The 16,028-nt window shown below is 67.5% G+C and carries 18 protein-coding genes and 1 pseudogene; 13 read left to right on the forward strand and 6 right to left on the reverse strand.

Annotated features, from left to right (window positions below):
* Positions 1-22 precede the first annotated feature (22 nt).
* Together ABZX92_RS23335 and ABZX92_RS23340 are read left to right on the forward strand one after the other, a co-directional pair.
* A complete protein-coding gene (locus ABZX92_RS23335; RefSeq protein ID WP_355562981.1) occupies positions 23-151 on the forward strand; it encodes a hypothetical protein in 129 nt (42 codons plus the stop codon).
* Positions 152-228: 77 nt separating this feature from the next.
* On the forward strand, positions 229-1,923 hold the full coding sequence (locus ABZX92_RS23340; RefSeq protein WP_355562984.1) for an ABC transporter ATP-binding protein: 1,695 nt from the start codon (positions 229-231) through the stop codon (positions 1,921-1,923).
* Positions 1,924-1,952: 29 nt separating this feature from the next.
* Here the strand turns inward: ABZX92_RS23340 and ABZX92_RS23345 are convergent, their stop codons facing one another.
* A complete protein-coding gene (locus ABZX92_RS23345) occupies positions 1,953-2,603 on the reverse strand; it encodes a MerR family transcriptional regulator (protein ID WP_355562986.1) in 651 nt (216 codons plus the stop codon).
* 62 nt (positions 2,604-2,665) lie between these two features.
* Between ABZX92_RS23345 and ABZX92_RS23350 the strand changes: the two genes are divergently transcribed.
* The 5 genes from ABZX92_RS23350 (at position 2,666) to ABZX92_RS23370 (ending at position 8,678) form a co-directional block, all read left to right on the forward strand.
* Positions 2,666-3,574, forward strand: coding sequence for a hypothetical protein (locus ABZX92_RS23350; protein ID WP_355562989.1), 909 nt, complete (start codon positions 2,666-2,668; stop codon positions 3,572-3,574).
* The gene (locus ABZX92_RS23355) at positions 3,571-4,020 is read left to right on the forward strand and encodes an ABA4-like family protein (protein WP_355562992.1); all 450 of its coding nucleotides are present in this window, start codon (positions 3,571-3,573) and stop codon (positions 4,018-4,020) included. Before ABZX92_RS23350 ends, ABZX92_RS23355 begins: the two co-directional genes overlap by 4 nt.
* A 91-nt stretch (positions 4,021-4,111) precedes the next feature.
* Positions 4,112-5,326 carry a thiolase family protein gene (locus tag ABZX92_RS23360; protein ID WP_355562995.1) on the forward strand — a complete coding sequence of 405 codons (1,215 nt, stop codon included), beginning with the start codon at positions 4,112-4,114 and terminating at the stop codon, positions 5,324-5,326.
* Positions 5,323-7,431 (forward strand): 3-hydroxyacyl-CoA dehydrogenase NAD-binding domain-containing protein, encoded by a 2,109-nt coding sequence (locus ABZX92_RS23365; protein WP_355562998.1) that lies wholly within the window; start codon positions 5,323-5,325, stop codon positions 7,429-7,431. Before ABZX92_RS23360 ends, ABZX92_RS23365 begins: the two co-directional genes overlap by 4 nt.
* Positions 7,432-7,526: 95 nt before the next feature.
* Positions 7,527-8,678 (forward strand): cytochrome P450, encoded by a 1,152-nt coding sequence (locus ABZX92_RS23370; RefSeq protein WP_355563001.1) that lies wholly within the window; start codon positions 7,527-7,529, stop codon positions 8,676-8,678.
* A gap of 1 nt (position 8,679) precedes the next feature.
* Here ABZX92_RS23370 and ABZX92_RS23375 read toward each other — a convergent pair whose 3' ends face one another.
* The gene (locus tag ABZX92_RS23375) at positions 8,680-9,000 is read right to left on the reverse strand and encodes a hypothetical protein (protein WP_355563003.1); all 321 of its coding nucleotides are present in this window, start codon (positions 8,998-9,000) and stop codon (positions 8,680-8,682) included.
* A 59-nt stretch (positions 9,001-9,059) separates the two neighbouring features.
* On the opposite strand from ABZX92_RS23375, the gene ABZX92_RS23380 reads away from it, so the two are divergent.
* The gene (locus tag ABZX92_RS23380) at positions 9,060-9,578 is read left to right on the forward strand and encodes an HAD domain-containing protein (RefSeq protein ID WP_355563006.1); all 519 of its coding nucleotides are present in this window, start codon (positions 9,060-9,062) and stop codon (positions 9,576-9,578) included.
* 120 nt (positions 9,579-9,698) lie between these two features.
* On the opposite strand, the gene ABZX92_RS23385 is transcribed toward ABZX92_RS23380, so the two are convergent.
* On the reverse strand, positions 9,699-10,202 hold the full coding sequence (locus ABZX92_RS23385) for a DUF2199 domain-containing protein (protein WP_355563009.1): 504 nt from the start codon (positions 10,200-10,202) through the stop codon (positions 9,699-9,701).
* A gap of 374 nt (positions 10,203-10,576) precedes the next feature.
* Between ABZX92_RS23385 and ABZX92_RS23390 the strand changes: the two are divergent.
* Positions 10,577-10,765 (forward strand): annotated as a pseudogene (locus ABZX92_RS23390) (CPBP family glutamic-type intramembrane protease); the annotation flags it as partial.
* 81 nt (positions 10,766-10,846) lie between these two features.
* Here the strand turns inward: ABZX92_RS23390 and ABZX92_RS23395 are convergent.
* A complete protein-coding gene (locus ABZX92_RS23395) occupies positions 10,847-11,257 on the reverse strand; it encodes a type II toxin-antitoxin system VapC family toxin (protein ID WP_355563012.1) in 411 nt (136 codons plus the stop codon).
* Positions 11,245-11,532, reverse strand: a complete 288-nt coding sequence (locus ABZX92_RS23400) for a type II toxin-antitoxin system prevent-host-death family antitoxin (RefSeq protein ID WP_355563015.1) — start codon at positions 11,530-11,532, stop codon at positions 11,245-11,247. The genes ABZX92_RS23395 and ABZX92_RS23400 overlap by 13 nt, the downstream gene beginning before the upstream one ends.
* Before the next feature lie 72 nt (positions 11,533-11,604).
* On the opposite strand from ABZX92_RS23400, the gene ABZX92_RS23405 reads away from it, so the two are divergent.
* Positions 11,605-12,324, forward strand: a complete 720-nt coding sequence (locus tag ABZX92_RS23405) for a DUF72 domain-containing protein (protein WP_355563018.1) — start codon at positions 11,605-11,607, stop codon at positions 12,322-12,324.
* Entirely contained in the window at positions 12,321-14,033 is a 1,713-nt protein-coding gene (locus ABZX92_RS23410; RefSeq protein WP_355563021.1) for a cellulase family glycosylhydrolase, read from the forward strand. The genes ABZX92_RS23405 and ABZX92_RS23410 overlap by 4 nt, the downstream gene beginning before the upstream one ends.
* On the opposite strand, the gene ABZX92_RS23415 is transcribed toward ABZX92_RS23410, so the two are convergent.
* On the reverse strand, positions 13,988-14,734 hold the full coding sequence (locus tag ABZX92_RS23415; protein WP_355563024.1) for an arylamine N-acetyltransferase: 747 nt from the start codon (positions 14,732-14,734) through the stop codon (positions 13,988-13,990). The two genes, ABZX92_RS23410 and ABZX92_RS23415, sit on opposite strands and share 46 nt — an antisense overlap.
* Positions 14,735-14,751: 17 nt before the next feature.
* Here ABZX92_RS23415 and ABZX92_RS23420 point away from each other — a divergent pair, with 17 nt between their 5' ends.
* Together ABZX92_RS23420 and ABZX92_RS23425 are read left to right on the forward strand one after the other, a co-directional pair.
* A complete protein-coding gene (locus tag ABZX92_RS23420) occupies positions 14,752-15,573 on the forward strand; it encodes a DUF72 domain-containing protein (RefSeq protein WP_355563027.1) in 822 nt (273 codons plus the stop codon).
* Between the two features lie 41 nt (positions 15,574-15,614).
* A complete protein-coding gene (locus tag ABZX92_RS23425; protein ID WP_355563030.1) occupies positions 15,615-15,971 on the forward strand; it encodes a peptidase inhibitor family I36 protein in 357 nt (118 codons plus the stop codon).
* Positions 15,972-16,028 lie beyond the last annotated feature (57 nt).

Consider the following 16,028-nt stretch of genomic DNA (forward strand, 5'->3'; position numbering starts at 1 on the left):
GTTTCGAGAGAAAGGCAGAACCATGGCAGACATCGTTCGCCCCCGAGTCCAGGTCACTCCCCGCACCAACCCGTGCGACGTGATCCCGCGCAGCGTCCCGCGCCAGTGGGCGACGCCGAGGAACCCCGTCGGCGGCACGCCGCGCGACTAGTAGGCCGACCTGGCCCGCGGCGCCTCCGCGCCGCGGGCCTTTTGCCTGATCGGAGCTCTCCAGTGCCGGGAATCGCCTTGTCAGCGCGTGCCGTTTTCCGCCGTTTCTGGCCGTTCACCCGCGGCGACCGGCGCTGGCTCGCTGTCGGCAGCGTGCTGCTCGTGGGCGCGGCCGCGTGCGACGCCTACGCGGTCTCGATGTTCGCGAAAATCGTCGACAACGCGTTGCGCTCCGGCGACATCTCCGGATTCTGGCGCCCGGCCCTGATGTGGGTCGGAGTAGCGATGCTGTCGAGTTTCCTCGTATTCGGTGGCGAGTACCTGACCGCCCGAACCGGCGAACGCTTTCTGCTGCGCCTGCGCACAAAAGTCTTCGCACATCTGCACCGCCAGCCGCCCGGTTTCTTCGAACGCCGCCGTCCCGGCGACCTGATCGCGCGCCTGACCGACGACGTCGACACCGTCGAACGCTTCGTCGGCTCCGGCGTCGTCCAGGTGATCACCGCGTTGTTCAGCGTCGTGTTCTTCGCCGGCTACGCGCTCTACCTGAGCTGGGAACTGGCCCTCGCCGCGTTCGTGGTCGTCCCGCTGTTCGCGCTGGTGACCCGCAAGTTCGCCCAGCACATCAACCACCGCTCCCGCGAGCAGCGCGCGTTGAACGGCGACATCACCGCCATCCTCGAAGAGAGCCTCGCCAACGTCACGGTCGTCCAGTCCTACAACCGCCAGTCCAGCGAGTCCGCGCGCCTTCGGTCCGCGGGCCTCCGCATGCTCGCGACCAACCTCTCGATCGCCCGGCTCAGCGGCCTCTACGCCCCGGTCGTGCACCTGGCCCAGACGCTCAGCGTGCTCGCCGTCATCGGGCTGGGCGCCTGGGAGATCGCTTCCGGCCGCATCAGTCTCGGCGGCGTCCTGGCGTTCGCCGCGATCCTCAGCTCGCTCTACGCCCCGGTCCAGCAACTGGGCCAGCTCCGCGTGATGGCCTCCGCCGCCGCCACGGGTTCCGAACGCATCATCGAACTCCTGGACGCCGAGCCCCCTCTGACCGACGGCCCGCGCGTCCTGCCTCGCGCCCGCGGCTCGATACGCATGCAGTCCGTCGACTTCCGGTATGCAGACACCCCGTCACCGGTGTTGGAAGGTTTCACGATCGAGATCCACCCCGGCGAACTGCTGGCCATCACCGGCCCGTCCGGCGCGGGCAAGTCGACCATCGCGAAACTCCTGCTCCGCTTCCACGACCCCGCGGCGGGCGCCATCACGCTGGACGGCATCGACCTCCGCGACCTGACCCTCGCCTCGCTCCGCTCGAACATCGCCCTGGTCAGCCAGCAGACCCAGATGTTCCACACGACCATCTACGACAACATCGCGTTCGGCTCCGCGACGGCGAGCCGCCAAGACGTCATCCACGCGGCCGTCGAAGCCGATGCACACGACTTCATCAGCGCCCTGCCAGACGGCTACGACACGATCATCGGCCAGCACGGCCACGGCCTGTCCGGCGGCCAGCGCCAACGCCTCGCCATCGCCCGCGCGATCGTCGCCAACACGCCGGTGCTCGTCCTCGACGAACCCACCGCAAGCCTCGACGCAGCCTCCGCCGACCGCCTCCTGGGCCCGTTGCGCCGCCTCGCCACCGGCCGCACCACGATCTTGATAACCCACGACGAGCGCCTCACCGCCCACGCCGACCGCGTCCTTGCAATGAGTCTTTTGACGACGAAGTCCAAAGAGTCATTGCTAAGCAGCAGGTCACAGGCCCGTAGGTAGATCACCGAACTGATATATCGGCCGATATATCAGTTGGAGGGCTGGTCCGGGGTGCCGTCGCCGATCACGTCGCGCGACACCTGGGCGTGGGCGAGCCGTCGCACCGCCTTGAGCACGGCGTCGCCGATCAGGGTCCCGACGACCATGCCCTCGATGACGTCGTCGCGCGAACCCCTCCGCGCGATGTAGTCGACGTCGGCCTGCGCGATGATCTTCAGCCCCTCCAGGTAGGGGTCGAGCAGGTCGCGGAAGTCGTCGTGCCCGACCGAGCGGGCGGCGGACAGCGCGGCGGCCAGCGCGTGGGTGACGTTGCTTTCGGTCACGTCGGCGCACTCCCGCTCGCCCTGCCGCACGAAGAACGCCTGCACGTCCGCGACGGCGAGCGGATCCAGCTCGACCGAGCCCGGCTGGGTGATGGCCTCCTGCACCGCGCCCAGCTTGTTGTGCAGGGAGTCGTCGCGGGTGTCGACGGCGGCGAGGACGTCGCGCACCGCCGCGATGGAGAGGCCGCCGACGTCAACGAGCGCGCGCACCAGCCGTAGACGGCGGAGGTGCTCGTCGTCGTAGTGGGCCTGGTTCGGGCTGGTCAGCACGCCGGCGGGCAGCAGTCCTTCGCGCAGGTAGTACTTGATCGTCGCCACTGGGACGCCGCTTCTCTTCGAAAGCTCGCCAACACGCATATGGATAGTGTACCTTTCCGATAGCGGAAAGCGCCGCTATCCATTCGTCGCAGGGGGCTCAGATGCTGAAGACCGCGTACAGCTGGCACCGGCCGTTAATGCTCTTCACGCTCTCCATGGCCGTACTCACTCCGATCGCCGCGCTCGGCATGCTGCTGGACGACCGGATGCTCCTCGACTCGCCCATCTGGTTCAAGCCGTTCAAGTTCGCCGTGTCGTTCACGCTCTACAGCGCCTCGCTGGCGTGGTTCACCAGCCTGCTCGAAGGCCGCCTGCGCAGGATCGCCTGGTGGCTCGGCACCGTGTTCGCGGCGGCGGGCGTCGCCGAGATGGCGATCATCACCGTGCAGGTCACCAGGGGGAAGCGCAGCCACTTCAACTTCGAGACGCCGCTGGACGGGGCGTTGTTCGGCGCCATGGGGCTGCTGGCGATGGTCCTGTTCAGCACGAGCCTCGTCATCGCGATCCTGTTGTTCCGCAAGAAGTTCGACAACCCCGCGCAGAGCTGGGTGATCCGGCTCAGCCTGCTCGTCGCGCTCGTCGGCATGAGCGTCGGGTTCCTGATGACCCAGCCGCGCGCCGGCCAGTCGCGGGAGGGCGGCGTGATCGGCAGCCACTCGATCGGCGGACCGGACGGTGGCTCGTACATGCCGCTCACCGGCTGGAGCACAGTGCACGGCGACCTGCGCATCGGCCACTTCATCGGCATGCACGCGGTGCAGATCCTGCCCCTGCTGATCTTCTTCGCCGGCCGGTGGGCCAACGCGCGCCTCGCGTGGGTGCTCAGCGGCGGCTACCTCGGCCTGACCGTCCTCGTCACCTGGCAGGCATTGCGCGGCCAGTCACTCATCAACCCTGACGCGCTCACTCTCACCGTTGCCGCCGCCCTGGTCGTCGCGACCGCTCTGGGCGTGACGTGGGCGCTGCAGCCGCAAAACAAGAACAACAACAAGGAGCTCGTGAACGCATGACCGCCACCCTGTTCAGCCTGACGTTCGTGCTGGCCGCGCCGTTCTGGGCGCTGATGATCTTCGCGCCCAACTGGTCGTGGACGAAGAGGATCGCCGAGTCGTACCTGATCATCCTGCCGGTCGTGGCGATCTACGTCCTGCTGATGATCCCGGTGCTGCCGGAGCTGCTGCCGCTGGTCACGCGACCGGAGCTGCCCGCACTGGCCAAGTTCATGAGCACCGAGGTCGGCGCGACGCTGGTGTGGGCGCACATGATCGCGTGGGACCTGTTCGTCGGGCGCTGGATGTACCTGGAGGGGCGCCGCCTGAACGTTCACCCGCTGGTGATGGCACCCGTTCTGGTGATCACGATCCTGCTGGCTCCGGTCGGGTTGCCGCTGTTCCTGATCGTGCGCAAGGTGTGTGACACAACTGACAGGGGTGCCACTGTGGTTACTCACCAGTAACTAGGGTTAGAGTTGGCGTTACCGACCGGTAGGGATGTCGCGCACCCCCTGCCCGGTGGACAGAGTTGTCACCACAAGTGGAGGAGACGCCGTGGCCGCACCAGCAGCGCCGGCACGCGTTCGGAACGTGGTCTTCGTCGACGGCGTCCGCACGCCGTTCGGCAAGGCCGGCCCGAAGGGCATTTTCGCCGAGACCCGTGCCGACGACCTCATCGTGAAGGTCATCCGTGAGCTGCTGCGCAGGCACCCCGAGCTGCCGCCGGAGCGCGTCGACGAGGTCGCCATCGCGGCGACCACGCAGATCGGCGACCAGGGCCTCACGCTCGGTCGCACGGCGGCGCTGCTCGCGGGCCTGCCGAAGTCGGTCCCCGGCTACTCGATCGACCGCATGTGCGCCGGCGCGATGACCGCCGTCACCACCGCGGCGAGCGGCATCGCGTTCGGCGCCTACGACATCGCCATCGCGGGCGGCGTGGAGCACATGGGCCGCCACCCGATGGGCGAGGGCGTCGACCCGAACCCGCGCTTCCTGTCGGACAAGATCGTCGACACCAGCGCTCTGGTCATGGGCCAGACCGCGGAGAACCTGCACGACCGGTTCCCGCACATCACCAAGGAGCGCACGGACGCCTACGCGGCCGCCTCGCAGGCCAAGTACGCGGACGCGATCAAGAACGGCAAGATCGGCCCGGAGCTCGTGCCCGTCGCGACCCGTTCCGCCGAGAACGGCTGGGGCCTCGCCACCGCCGACGAGCCGCCGCGTCCGGGCACCACGGTCGAGGACCTGGCGAAGCTCAAGACGCCGTTCCGCCCGCACGGCCGGATCACCGCGGGCAACGCGGCCGGTCTGAACGACGGCGCGACCGGCTGCATCCTCGCCGAGGAGGAGACCGCGCGCGAGCTCGGCCTGCCCGTCGGCATGCGGATGGTCGGCTACTCGTTCCTGGGTGTCGAGCCCGAGGTCATGGGCATCGGCCCGGTTCCGGCCACCGAGAAGGCCCTGCAGCGCGCCGGTCTGTCCATTGAGGACATCGGCCTGTTCGAGGTGAACGAGGCGTTCGCGATCCAGGTGCTCGCGTTCCTCGACCACTTCGGCATCGCCGACGACGACGCCCGCGTGAACCAGTGGGGCGGCGCGATCGCGACCGGTCACCCGCTGGCGTCTTCGGGTGTGCGTCTGATGACGCAGCTCTCGCGCCAGTTCGCCGAGCGTCCGGACGTCCGTTACGGCCTCACCACCATGTGCATCGGCATCGGCATGGGTGGAACGGTCATCTGGGAGAACCCGAACTGGAGTGGCAAGTGACCATCACCGCTGAGGAAGCAAAGGCGATCTTCCCCGACGAGGTCGTCACCGTTGCCAAGACCCGGCTGATCTCCGTGCCGGGCCTGGACAAGCCGGTCGCGTTCATCACGATCGACAACGGCCTGGACCACACCCGTCCGTCGACGTTCGGCCCGCAGTCGCTCGTGTCTCTGGGCGCGGCGTTCGACGAGGCCTACGCGGCTCAGCCCGCCGCCATCGCGGTGACCGGCAAGCCGTTCATCTTCGCCGTGGGCGCGGACCTGACCGCCGTCGAGCAGGCCACCGACCGTTCGCAGGGCGTGACGATCGGCAAGCTCGGCCACGAGGTCTTCAAGAAGTTCACCGACTCGGACATCCCGACCTTCGCCTTCGTCAACGGCGCGGTCATGGGCGGTGGCCTCGAGCTCGCGCTGTCGTGCCACTACCGCACGCTGGCGTCGAACGCGGCCGCGATCGCACTGCCCGAGGTGTTCCTGGGCCTGTTCCCGGGCTGGGGCGGCACGCAGCTGCTGCCGAACCTGATCGGCGCCAACGACGCCGTGACGGTGATCTTCGAGAACGCGTTGAACCAGAACAAGATGCTCAAGCCGAAGGAAGCTCTGGCGCTGGGCATCGCGGACGTGCTGTTCGACTCCGCGGACTACCTGGAGCAGTCGCTGCTGTGGCTGTCCGGCGTCGTGCGTGGCGAGATCACGGTGCCGCGCAAGGAGATCGACCGCGGCGAGGCGTGGGACGCCGCCGTCGCACGGGCCAAGGCCATCGTGCACGGCAAGACCAAGGGTGCGGCGCCGGGTGCGTTGAAGGCGCTGGACCTGCTGGAGCTGGCGCGCGAGAACGACCTGGACAAGGGCTACGCCGCCGAGACCGAGGGCCTCGCGGACCTCGTCATGAGCGACGAGCTGCGTGCGGGCCTGTACTCGTTCAACCTGGTGCAGAAGCGCGCGAAGCGTCCGGCCGGTGCGCCGGACAAGTCTTTGGCGCGCAAGGTCACCAAGGTCGGTGTCGTCGGTGCCGGCCTGATGGCGTCGCAGATGGCGCTGCTGTTCATCCGCCGCCTGCACGTGCCGGTCGTGCTGACCGACATCGACCAGGCGCGCGTGGACAAGGGCGTCGGCTACGTCCACAGCGAGATCGACAAGCTGGCGTCGAAGAAGCGGATCTCGCCGGACGAGGCGAACCGCCTGAAGGCGCTGGTGTCCGGCTCGCTGGACAAGGCGGCGTTCTCCGACGCCGACTTCGTGATCGAGGCCGTGTTCGAGGACCTGGGCGTCAAGCAGCAGGTGTTCGCAGAGGTCGAGGAGCACGTCTCCCCCGAGGCCATCCTCGCCACCAACACCTCGTCGCTGTCCATCACGGACATGGCGTCGAAGCTCAAGCACCCCGAGCGGGTCGTGGGCTTCCACTTCTTCAACCCGGTCGCGGTCATGCCGCTGCTGGAGATCGTGCGCGCCGAGCAGACCGACGACGCCACCCTGGCGACGGCGTTCTCGATCGGCAAGCAGCTGAAGAAGTCCTCCGTGCTGGTGAAGGACGCGCCCGCGTTCGTCGTGAACCGCCTGCTGACCCGCTTCATGGGCGAGGTCATCAAGTCGGTCGACGAGGGCACCTCGTTCGAGGTGGCGGACAAGGCCACCGAGCCCCTCGGCCTGCCGATGTCGCCGATGATCCTGCTGCAGCTGGTCGGTTCCGCCGTCGCACTGCACGTCTCGGAGACGATGCACAACGCGTTCCCCGACCGCTTCTCGGTGTCGGAGAACATGAAGAAGTTCGTCGCCGCGGGCAAGGGCGCCGTCTGGCAGTGGGACTCCACTGGCAAGCAGACCGTCGACCCCGAGGTCCTGGCGCTGTGGGAGTTCGGTTCGTCGCCGCTGACCGGTGACGAGGTGAAGAACCGCGCGCTGGAGGCGCTGGCCGAGGAGATCCGGATCATGCTCGACGAGGGCGTGGTCGCGGAGGCGCAGGACATCGACCTGTGCATGATCCTGGGTGCCGGGTGGCCGTTCTGGCTGGGCGGCATCACGCCGTACCTGGACCGTTCCGGCATCTCGGAGAAGGTGACGGGCAAGCGGTTCCTGGCGCCGGGTGTGGCGTCCGTGCCTGCCTAGTGCGTTGCCGAAAGCCCCGGCTCCTCCTCGACGGAGCCGGGGCTTTCGCCTGCTCGGACCTGCCCCGTCCATGATCACCGGCCTAGGTTCGGGGGATGGCCAGAAGTTATCCGTTCGCCGAGCCCGATCGGCTGGACATCGACCAGGAGCTCACCGCGGCACCGCCGTTGATCCGCGTGAAAATGCCGTACGGCAAGGAAACCTGGCTCATCACGGGCCACTCCGAAGCACGCGCGATGCTGAGCGATCCCCGGTTCGTGCGCACGACGGCGGACCCGCTCGACGAGCCGCGCATGAGCTCGCAGAACAACGCGCCCGGCATCCTGGCTCTGGACGCGCCGCAGCACACCCGGCTGCGCAAGCTGGTGACGAACGCCTTCACCGTGCGCCGAGTACAGGCGCTGCGCCCCCGTGCCGTCGAGATCGCGGACGCACTGCTCGACGAGCTGACCCCGCCGGCCGACCTGGTGGAGGGCCTGGCCCGTCCGTTCCCGATGCTGATGATCACGACGTTGCTCGGCGTGCCGCAGGAGGACCACGAGAAGTTCGGCGTGTGGGCGGAGAGCTTCCTCAGCACGGGTGCGGTGCCCGCCTCGGTCGCCGAGGAGCACTACACCGCCATCTGCGACTACCTGGCCGCTCTCGCCCGCCAGCGCGCGGCTGATCCGACCGACGACCTGTTCGGCGCGCTGGCGCGGCACCTGAACGCCGGCGAGCTCACGATCGACGAGCTCGTCATGGTCTCGTTCAGCATCCTGGTCGGCGGCCTGGAGACGGTGAAGACGCAGCTGCCCACCATGGTGTACCTGCTGCTGACCTCCGCCCGCTGGGACTCCCTGCAGGTCTCGCAGCTGCCCGCCGCGGTGGAGGAGATGCTGCGCTACATCCCGCTGGCGACGACCGCCGTTTTCGCGCGGTTCGCCACCGAGGACGTCGCGATCGGCGACGTGGTGATCGCGCGCGGCGAACCGGTGCTGGTGGAAGTGCCCGTGACGAACCGTGATCCACGCGTCTTCACCGACGCGGACACCCTCGACCTCGCGCGCGACCCCAACCCGCACCTGGCGTTCGGGCACGGCGCGCACTACTGCCTCGGCGCACAGCTGGCGAGGCTGGAGCTTCAGGTGATGCTGGCACGCCTGCTGACCCGCATGCCCGCGCTGCGCCTCGCCGTGCCGGAGCACGAGCTCGGCTGGAACCGCGGCTACCTGGTCCGCGGCGTGACCGCGTTGCCCGTCGTGTGGTGAGTCAGTCCTCGATCTCCGGCTGGTACTGCTCCGCGCTGCCGTCCTGGCGGATGAAGTAGGCCTCGATGTTGGTCGCGCGCAGCGTCACCTCGGACCCGGCCACCAGATCCCGGTAGCGCAGCAGGTCCGGCAGGCCGATCGCCACGATGTCGAACGGGTGCTTCTGGCGCAGCATCAACGACCTGCGCAACGCCTCGCTGAAGGCCCGGCGCGGCGAGTCGTCGTCCTCGGGGACCTCCACCAGCGCGCCTTCGAGCTGACGTTCGAGCGCGGCCCGCACGTGGTCCGCCGTGCACCAGGCCGCGATCTCCGTGAGAGTCATGTGTCCCGTATCGGGAAAAATCGCGGGATCATTAGCGAACTGGATGTTTCGATCAGGTCATGTTCTCCCGACCGGCGATCCTGGTCGACGTCGACGGCCCGCTGAACCCCTACCTGGCGAAGCCGACCCGACGTCCGGCCGGCTACACCACGCACCGCATCCGTCCCGCGGGTTTCGCCCGGCCGTTGCGCGTCTGGCTCGACCCGTCGCACGGACCGTGGCTGCTCTCGCTCGCCGCCGCGGCCGGTGCGGACCTGGTGTGGGCGACGACGTGGGAGCACGAGGCGAACGAGTTCATCGGCCCGCGCCTCGGTCTGCCCGAACTGGAGTGGATCGACTTCGGCGGCCGCGGCTCCGACCACCGCGGCGGCCACCACGGCAAGGTTCCCGCGATCACCGAGTGGGCCGGCACCCGGCCGATCGCGTGGCTCGACGACGAGTTCCAGCCGCGTGACGCGGAGTGGGCGGCGGCCCGCCCCGGCACCCTGCTCGTGCCGGTCGACCCGCGCAGAGGCATCGGCATCGAGCACCTCGAACAGACCCGCACGTTCCTCGCCGACACGCTCGCCCGACCCTGACGCCACCGATATATCAGCTACTCCTGATGGCCCTTGCAATGAGTCTTTTGCGGACGAAGTCCAAAGTCTCATTGCTAAGCCGCAGGTCAGATCCTGTAACTGAGCCGATATATCAGTTGGTCACTGGTGCAACGCCATCTCGGCGAACTCCTGCACCCGCGCGAGAGTGATGCCTTCGCGCTGCTCCACCGCGAGCGGATGATCGGTGGGCTCGAGTTCGATCAGCGGCCGAATCCCGAGCGGCTGCGTGTGCAGGTTGGTCTTGAGGTTGAGCGTCGTGGGCGCGTAACCGGGCAGCACCGTCGACAGCCACCCGAAGTACGGCGGCTCCTGCACGCGGGCCGGGTCGTCGAACACCTCGGCCATGCGGTCGAAGTTCGCCTTGGAGAGCGACACCCACACTCCCCACTCGAAGTCCTCGCCGGCGTCACGCACGGGCAGCACGATCCGGCCGCGCACGAAGTGGTGCTCGTCGTCGATCACGCAGTACTCGTCACCGAGCACGTTCCCAGGCTTCTCGGCGAGCTCCGGCGACCAGTACACGGGCGCGGCCATCGCGTAGGCGAACGGCAGGCCGTCGTGCTCCTGGCCGCAACACGTGCAGGTGAACGCCGGGGTGATCATGCCGGGCAGCCTAGAGGTGAACTCTTGCTGTCAAAGGCGTTTCGGCGCACTTGGACGACATGCGCTGGCGGCGTCGCACTTCTCGCGATCGGTGCGAAGCGCAAGGCCTACCTCGCGGCCGAGTACACAATCGTCTTCTTCAGACTGACTCTCGTCTACGACCTGCTCGCGCGGGGCACGAGCCCGATCCGGTGCTGCTGGTCCTCGGCGGCGCGAGCATCGCGTACCTGCTGCGCTCCCCCACGTTCGACCGCCGGTCGTTGTGGCGTCCAGAAGCGGTCAAGGGACAGCTGCGGCCGATGCTGACGCTGTGGGCGATCACCGCCGCGGTGGCCGTCGCGGCCGTGGCCGTCCTGTTCCCCGGCCAGCTGCTGATGTTCCCGGAGGAACAGCCGCTGCTGTGGCTCGCGGTGATGGTCTTCTACCCGCTGCTCAGCGTCTACCCGCAGGAGCTGGTGTTCCGCGCGTTTCTGTTCGAGCGCTACGGCCCGGCGTTCGGCACCTGGACGACAGCGGCGAGCGCGGCGGCGTTCGGGTTCGTGCACATCATTTTCGGCAGCTGGGTGTCCGTCGTGCTGTCGGCGGCTGTACGGCATGCTCGTGTTCACCGTGGGCCTCGGCCGGTTCTTCTTCCACGGCGCCGTTCAGACCTGACGGATCGGCACGACCTCCACGAGCCGGTCGAGGTCCTTGAAGTCCTTGACGTTCATCGTCAGCACCGGCATGCGCGCGACCGACGCCGTGGCCGCGATCTGCAGGTCCATCCGCCGCGGCCGCGGACTGCGCCCCGCACGACGCACCAGCGAGGCCATCTGCCCGTAGACCTTGGCCTCCTCCACGCCGAACGGCAGCACCTCGAACGTCTGCATCGCCGCGTAGAACCGCTCCGTGCGCGCGGCCCGCTCCAACGGGTCGTCGACGTCGATGCCGAACGCCAGCTCCGCGATCGTGACCGCGCTGAGGAACGGCTGGGCGTTCAGGTACACGCCCAGGTCCGCCCGCTCGAGCCTGATCAGCACACAGGTGTCGAGCAGGCAGCGGTTCACCTCTGCCACGGGTCTTCCAGCGGGTCGTCCGCGCCGAAGAACTCGTCGGCCGCCTTCCGGTCCGCCTCCCAGCGATCCGCGTCGACCGACGGCAGGGTGCCGAACAGCACCTGGATCTCGCCGAGCGCCGGCCGCGACGGGACTTCCTCCCGGTACGGCGAGAGCTGGGCGACCGGCTTGTTGTTGCGGGTGACGACGAAGCTCTCACCCGCCTCGACACGGCGCATGATCTCCGCGTTGTCATTGCGGAGCTCGCGCTGCCCGATGGCTTTGAGCTGCTGCATAGCACCACTGTAGCCCAAACCAAAGAAAAGTGCTACAGAGTAGCTACACCACGAACGGGATACCCGGCCGACGTGATCAGGATCGGCACGTCGGGCTGGCGCTACCCGGAGTGGCGCGACGGCTTCTACCGCAACGTCCCGCAACGGCGCTGGCTCAGCCACCTCGCCTCGCACGTCGGCACGATCGAGATCAACAGCTCGTTCTACCGGCTCCAACCGCCTTCGTACTACCAGAAGTGGGTCGCCGAGACACCGGCCGACTTCGTGTTCGCGGTCAAGGGCTCCAGGCTGATCACACACCTCAAACGGTTGCGGCACATCGAAGAACCGCTCAAGACCTTCCTCGACTCGCTCGCACTCGGCCCGAAGCAGGGCCCGCTCATCTGGCAGCTCCCGCCGAGCCTGCGCTTCGACCGCGGGCTTCTGCAGGACTTCCTCGCCGCCCTCCCACCGGCCAGGCACGCCATCGAGCCGCGCCACGAGTCGTTCCGCACCAACGCCTACTTCGACCTGCTGCACGCACACAACGTCGCCCACGTCGTGTCGGACGCACCGACGTTCCCGTGCATCGAGGCCGTCACCGCCGACTTCGCCTACGTGAGGCTGCACGGCCACGACGAGCTGTACATCAGCTCCTACGACGACGAGCAGCTCGACCAGTGGGCGCAGAAGATCCGCGACTGGGACCGCGACACCTACGTCTACTTCGACAACACCATGAAAGGTGCCGCTCCGAGAAACGCCCGAACTCTGGCGCAACACCTGGGCGTGCCGTTAACTTCACATACGTGAAATTCACTCGCGTCTCGGCCACCCTGCTCCTGGCCGCGAGTCTCGTTGCTCCCGCGCAGGCGGAACCGGCTTCCTGGACCGGTCCGCTGAGCACGCGCGGACGGTGGATCGTCGACGCCCACGGCGACCGCTTCAAGCTGAAGTCCGGCAACTGGCACGGTGCGAGCGGCACCTGGAACGGTTCCGGCGACATCAACGACCCCGCCAACCACCACGCCGGCGAGAAGTCCGACCAGGTTCCACTGGGCCTCGACCGCGCGACCATGGCCACGATCATCAGCGGCTTCAAGGAGATCGGCGTAAACAGCGTCCGGTTGCCGTTCTCCAACCAGATGATCAAGGACACCAATCCGGTCAACGGGCTGAAGGACGCGCAGCTCAACGGCAAACGGCCGCTCGAGATCTACGACGCGGTGGTCAACGCGCTGACGAGCAACAACCTCGCCGTCATCCTCAACAACCACACCTCGACGTCCAGGTGGTGCTGCGGTGTCGACGGCAACGAGCGGTGGAACACCAGCCAGAGCACGGACCAGTGGGTCAGCGACTGGGCGTTCATGGCCGACCGGTACAAGGCCAACAAACGGGTCGTGGGCGCGGACCTCTACAACGAGGTGCGCCGCAACATCTGGGACGACCCGAACTGGGGCTGGGGCAACGACCACGACTGGCACAAGGCGTCCCAGCAGGCTGCCGACCGCATCCAGCAGACCGCGCCAGACCTGCTGGTCATCGTCGAGGGCATCAACTGGACCGGCATCCCGGTCGACGGCTTCGCGCACGGCAGGCCCACGCTGGAGCCCGTCAAGTACCTCAGCCACACGCTCGCCAACCCCGAGAAGCTCGTCTACAGCGCCCACTTCTACGGCTACACCGGGCCGAACCACAGCGGTGCCACCGGAACCGGCGAGACGACCGACCCCCGCTACCAGGACCTCTCGCCGCAGGAACTGACGGATGTCCTGCAGCGCCAGGCCTTCTACATCACCGAGGCGCAGAAGCACTTCACCGCGCCGTTGTGGATCAGCGAGTTCGGTGTCGGCGGCATCGACGAGTCCAACCAGAAGGCGCGCGACTGGTTCGAGCGCTTCGTCGACCAGCTGATCGCCAAGGACACCGACTTCGCCTACTGGCCACTGGTCGGCTTCCACACCAACAAGACCGGCAACAGCTGGGCGCTGCTCCGGTGGGACGCCAATGGAAACCGCATCAGTGTCAACGACGGCGACGACTGGCGCGCCGGGGCGTGGAACAGGCTGATCAACGCGCCGGGTCGCACCGGCCAGATCCCGCGCGAGACCCGGTGGAACATGCTCCTCAAGGAGCAATGCCCGCAGAGCGAGAAGCTTGTCGGCATCAGCCACACGGGCAACCGCGGCCTGTGCGTCAGCGGTCCACAGTGGAGCAACACCACGAGGGTCACCAACGAGCAGCACGTGACCGACGACTGGGCGTCCGGCTACACGAAACTCCAGTGCCCGCAAGGAAACGCGGCCGTCGGCTACGCGAACTTCACGCTGGTCTGCGCGCCGATCGCCACCGGAACGACCACGCGTGTGCTGTGGTTCGACCGCGGCGACAACCGGCCGGACCAGGGCGGCGACTGGGCCAACGGGCACTACAAGGGTCAGTGCGCGCAGGACGAGCACATCGCCGGAGTCGCCTACAACTGGCGCAGGACGCCGGACGCGTTGCTCTGCCGGAAGTGACTCTGTTCGAATTTTATGGCGAAGTACTCCAGGAAAGCGGCCGCAGGATCCTCGACAGGAGTCGAGGTCTTGTGGCCGTTCTTCGTCTCCACCACCTTCTCGTCCGTCACCGTGATCCGACCGTCCAGCCTGGCCAGCGTCGCCCGCGGCGCCTTGCGGAAACCCGACTCCGGCGCGGTCTGCTGCCACCAGCAGGTCGGCACGAACTCCGCGAGCGAGCGCGGCCGCCGTTCGACTCGATAGGCGGGCGAGCCGTTCATCAGCACCTCGACGTCGTCCCCGTGTTCGACCAGCCGGAACGTCCCGAACGGGTCCTGCTGGTCCGCACGCGACGTCCAAGACAGCGGATGCAGCGAGAACGCCCCGAACCCGACGTCGCAGAGCCACTCACCGTCCACCAGCAGCGTCAGGTGGTCGAACGGCGGCCCGAACGTCTCCCCGTTGAACACCCGCGCGGCCAGCAGGTCGACGTGATGTCCCAAGTCCCGCAACAACTCCGCGAACAACCCGTTGAGCTCGTAGCAGAACCCGCCCCGCCGCCGCGTCACGATCTTGTCGTGCAGCCACGGGATCTCCAGCACGATCCGGGTGTCCATGTGGGTGTCGAGGTTCTCGAACGGGACGGTCAGCAGGTGCCGTTCGTGCAGCTCCGCCAACGTCGAGTCCCGCGAGGCACCGATGCGCTGTAGGTAGGCGTCCACCGTGCCAACATAACCACATGGGCGAGGTCAGGATCGGCACTTCGGGATGGGTGTACCCGCCTTGGCGCGGCAAGTTCTACCCCAAGGGTGTCACGCAGAAGCGCGAGCTGGCCTATCTCAGCGAGCAGCTCAACTCGGTGGAGATCAACGGCTCCTTCTACTCGCTGCAACGCCCGTCCAGCTATCAGAAATGGGCCGCGGAGACCCCGGACGACTTCAAGTTCGCGGTCAAGGGCAGCCGCTTCATCACGCACATGAAGCGCCTCAGGGACGGCAACGAGCTCCTCGCGAACTACCTCGCGTCCGGCGTCCTCGCCCTGGGCCCGAAGCTCGGCCCGATCCTCTGGCAGCTCCCACCCACGCTGCGGTTCGACGCCGACCTGCTCACCGGCTTCTTCGAGGGTCTCCCCCGCACCACCACCGAGGCGGCCGACGTGGCCAAGCGCCACGACCACCGCGTCGACCCCGCGCACACCACCACGGACGCCGAACGCCCGATGCGGTACGCCCTGGAAGTCCGTCATGACAGCTTCAAGACGCCGGAGTTCGTCGACCTCCTCAAACGCCACGACATCGCGCTCGTGGTCGCGGACGCCGCCGGCAAGTACCCGCTGATCGAAGAGGTGACGAGCGACTTCGTCTACGTCCGGCTGCACGGCCACGACGAGCTGTACGTCAGCGGCTACACCGACGAGGGCCTCGACATGTGGGCGCAGAAGGTCAGGAAGTGGCGCGAGCACGGAGACGTGTTCGTCTACTTCGACAACGACGCCAAGGCCTACGCCCCGCGTGACGCTGTGAAATTGAATGAGCTGGTGCAAGATCGTCTGGCCGACTGACCCAAACGGACGCACACTCGTCTACTGACGGAGGTGCGCCCATGTCGACGAAGAGCCTCATCGCCGCCTTGGTGATCACTGCGGGCGCGGTTGCCTCCAGTGGGATCGCTGTTGCACAGAGTGACAAGAACTGCGACAAGGGCGAGTTCTGCGTGTGGTCCGGGCCGGACTACACGGGCACCGTGCAGCGGCTCGACCTGGAGACCGCGAACCCCGCCGAGTGCATCGCGCTCACCCTCACCGGACGGTCCTTCGTCAACCGCCTGAGCAGGGACGCGAGCGTGTATCAGCGCGAGAACTGCTCCACCGAGGCCGAGTTCACCACCTACCCGAAGCACGGCACCTACGTGCCGGACGCCTACTTCGTGATCCGGGCGCTGGAAGTGTGGGGGCCATAACGAGGGACGACTACTTTAGTCACCCTATGTAACACCACCCGATCGTGTGAGTACTCA

The organism is Lentzea sp. NPDC006480 (genome assembly GCF_040611995.1).
Classification (GTDB): domain Bacteria; phylum Actinomycetota; class Actinomycetes; order Mycobacteriales; family Pseudonocardiaceae; genus Lentzea.

What these genes read in the sequence shown, in the direction of transcription:
- ABZX92_RS23335 (WP_355562981.1), top strand. Translation starts at nt 23, where the DNA reads ATGGCAGACATCGTTCGCCCCCGAGTCCAGGTCACTCCCCGCACCAAC.
- ABZX92_RS23345 (WP_355562986.1), bottom strand. Translation starts at nt 2,603, where the DNA reads ATGCGTGTTGGCGAGCTTTCGAAGAGAAGCGGCGTCCCAGTGGCGACG.
- ABZX92_RS23350 (WP_355562989.1), top strand. Translation starts at nt 2,666, where the DNA reads ATGCTGAAGACCGCGTACAGCTGGCACCGGCCGTTAATGCTCTTCACG.
- ABZX92_RS23355 (WP_355562992.1), top strand. Translation starts at nt 3,571, where the DNA reads ATGACCGCCACCCTGTTCAGCCTGACGTTCGTGCTGGCCGCGCCGTTC.
- ABZX92_RS23370 (WP_355563001.1), top strand. Translation starts at nt 7,527, where the DNA reads ATGGCCAGAAGTTATCCGTTCGCCGAGCCCGATCGGCTGGACATCGAC.
- ABZX92_RS23375 (WP_355563003.1), bottom strand. Translation starts at nt 9,000, where the DNA reads ATGACTCTCACGGAGATCGCGGCCTGGTGCACGGCGGACCACGTGCGG.
- ABZX92_RS23380 (WP_355563006.1), top strand. Translation starts at nt 9,060, where the DNA reads ATGTTCTCCCGACCGGCGATCCTGGTCGACGTCGACGGCCCGCTGAAC.
- ABZX92_RS23385 (WP_355563009.1), bottom strand. Translation starts at nt 10,202, where the DNA reads ATGATCACCCCGGCGTTCACCTGCACGTGTTGCGGCCAGGAGCACGAC.
- ABZX92_RS23400 (WP_355563015.1), bottom strand. Translation starts at nt 11,532, where the DNA reads ATGCAGCAGCTCAAAGCCATCGGGCAGCGCGAGCTCCGCAATGACAAC.
- ABZX92_RS23420 (WP_355563027.1), top strand. Translation starts at nt 14,752, where the DNA reads ATGGGCGAGGTCAGGATCGGCACTTCGGGATGGGTGTACCCGCCTTGG.
- ABZX92_RS23425 (WP_355563030.1), top strand. Translation starts at nt 15,615, where the DNA reads ATGTCGACGAAGAGCCTCATCGCCGCCTTGGTGATCACTGCGGGCGCG.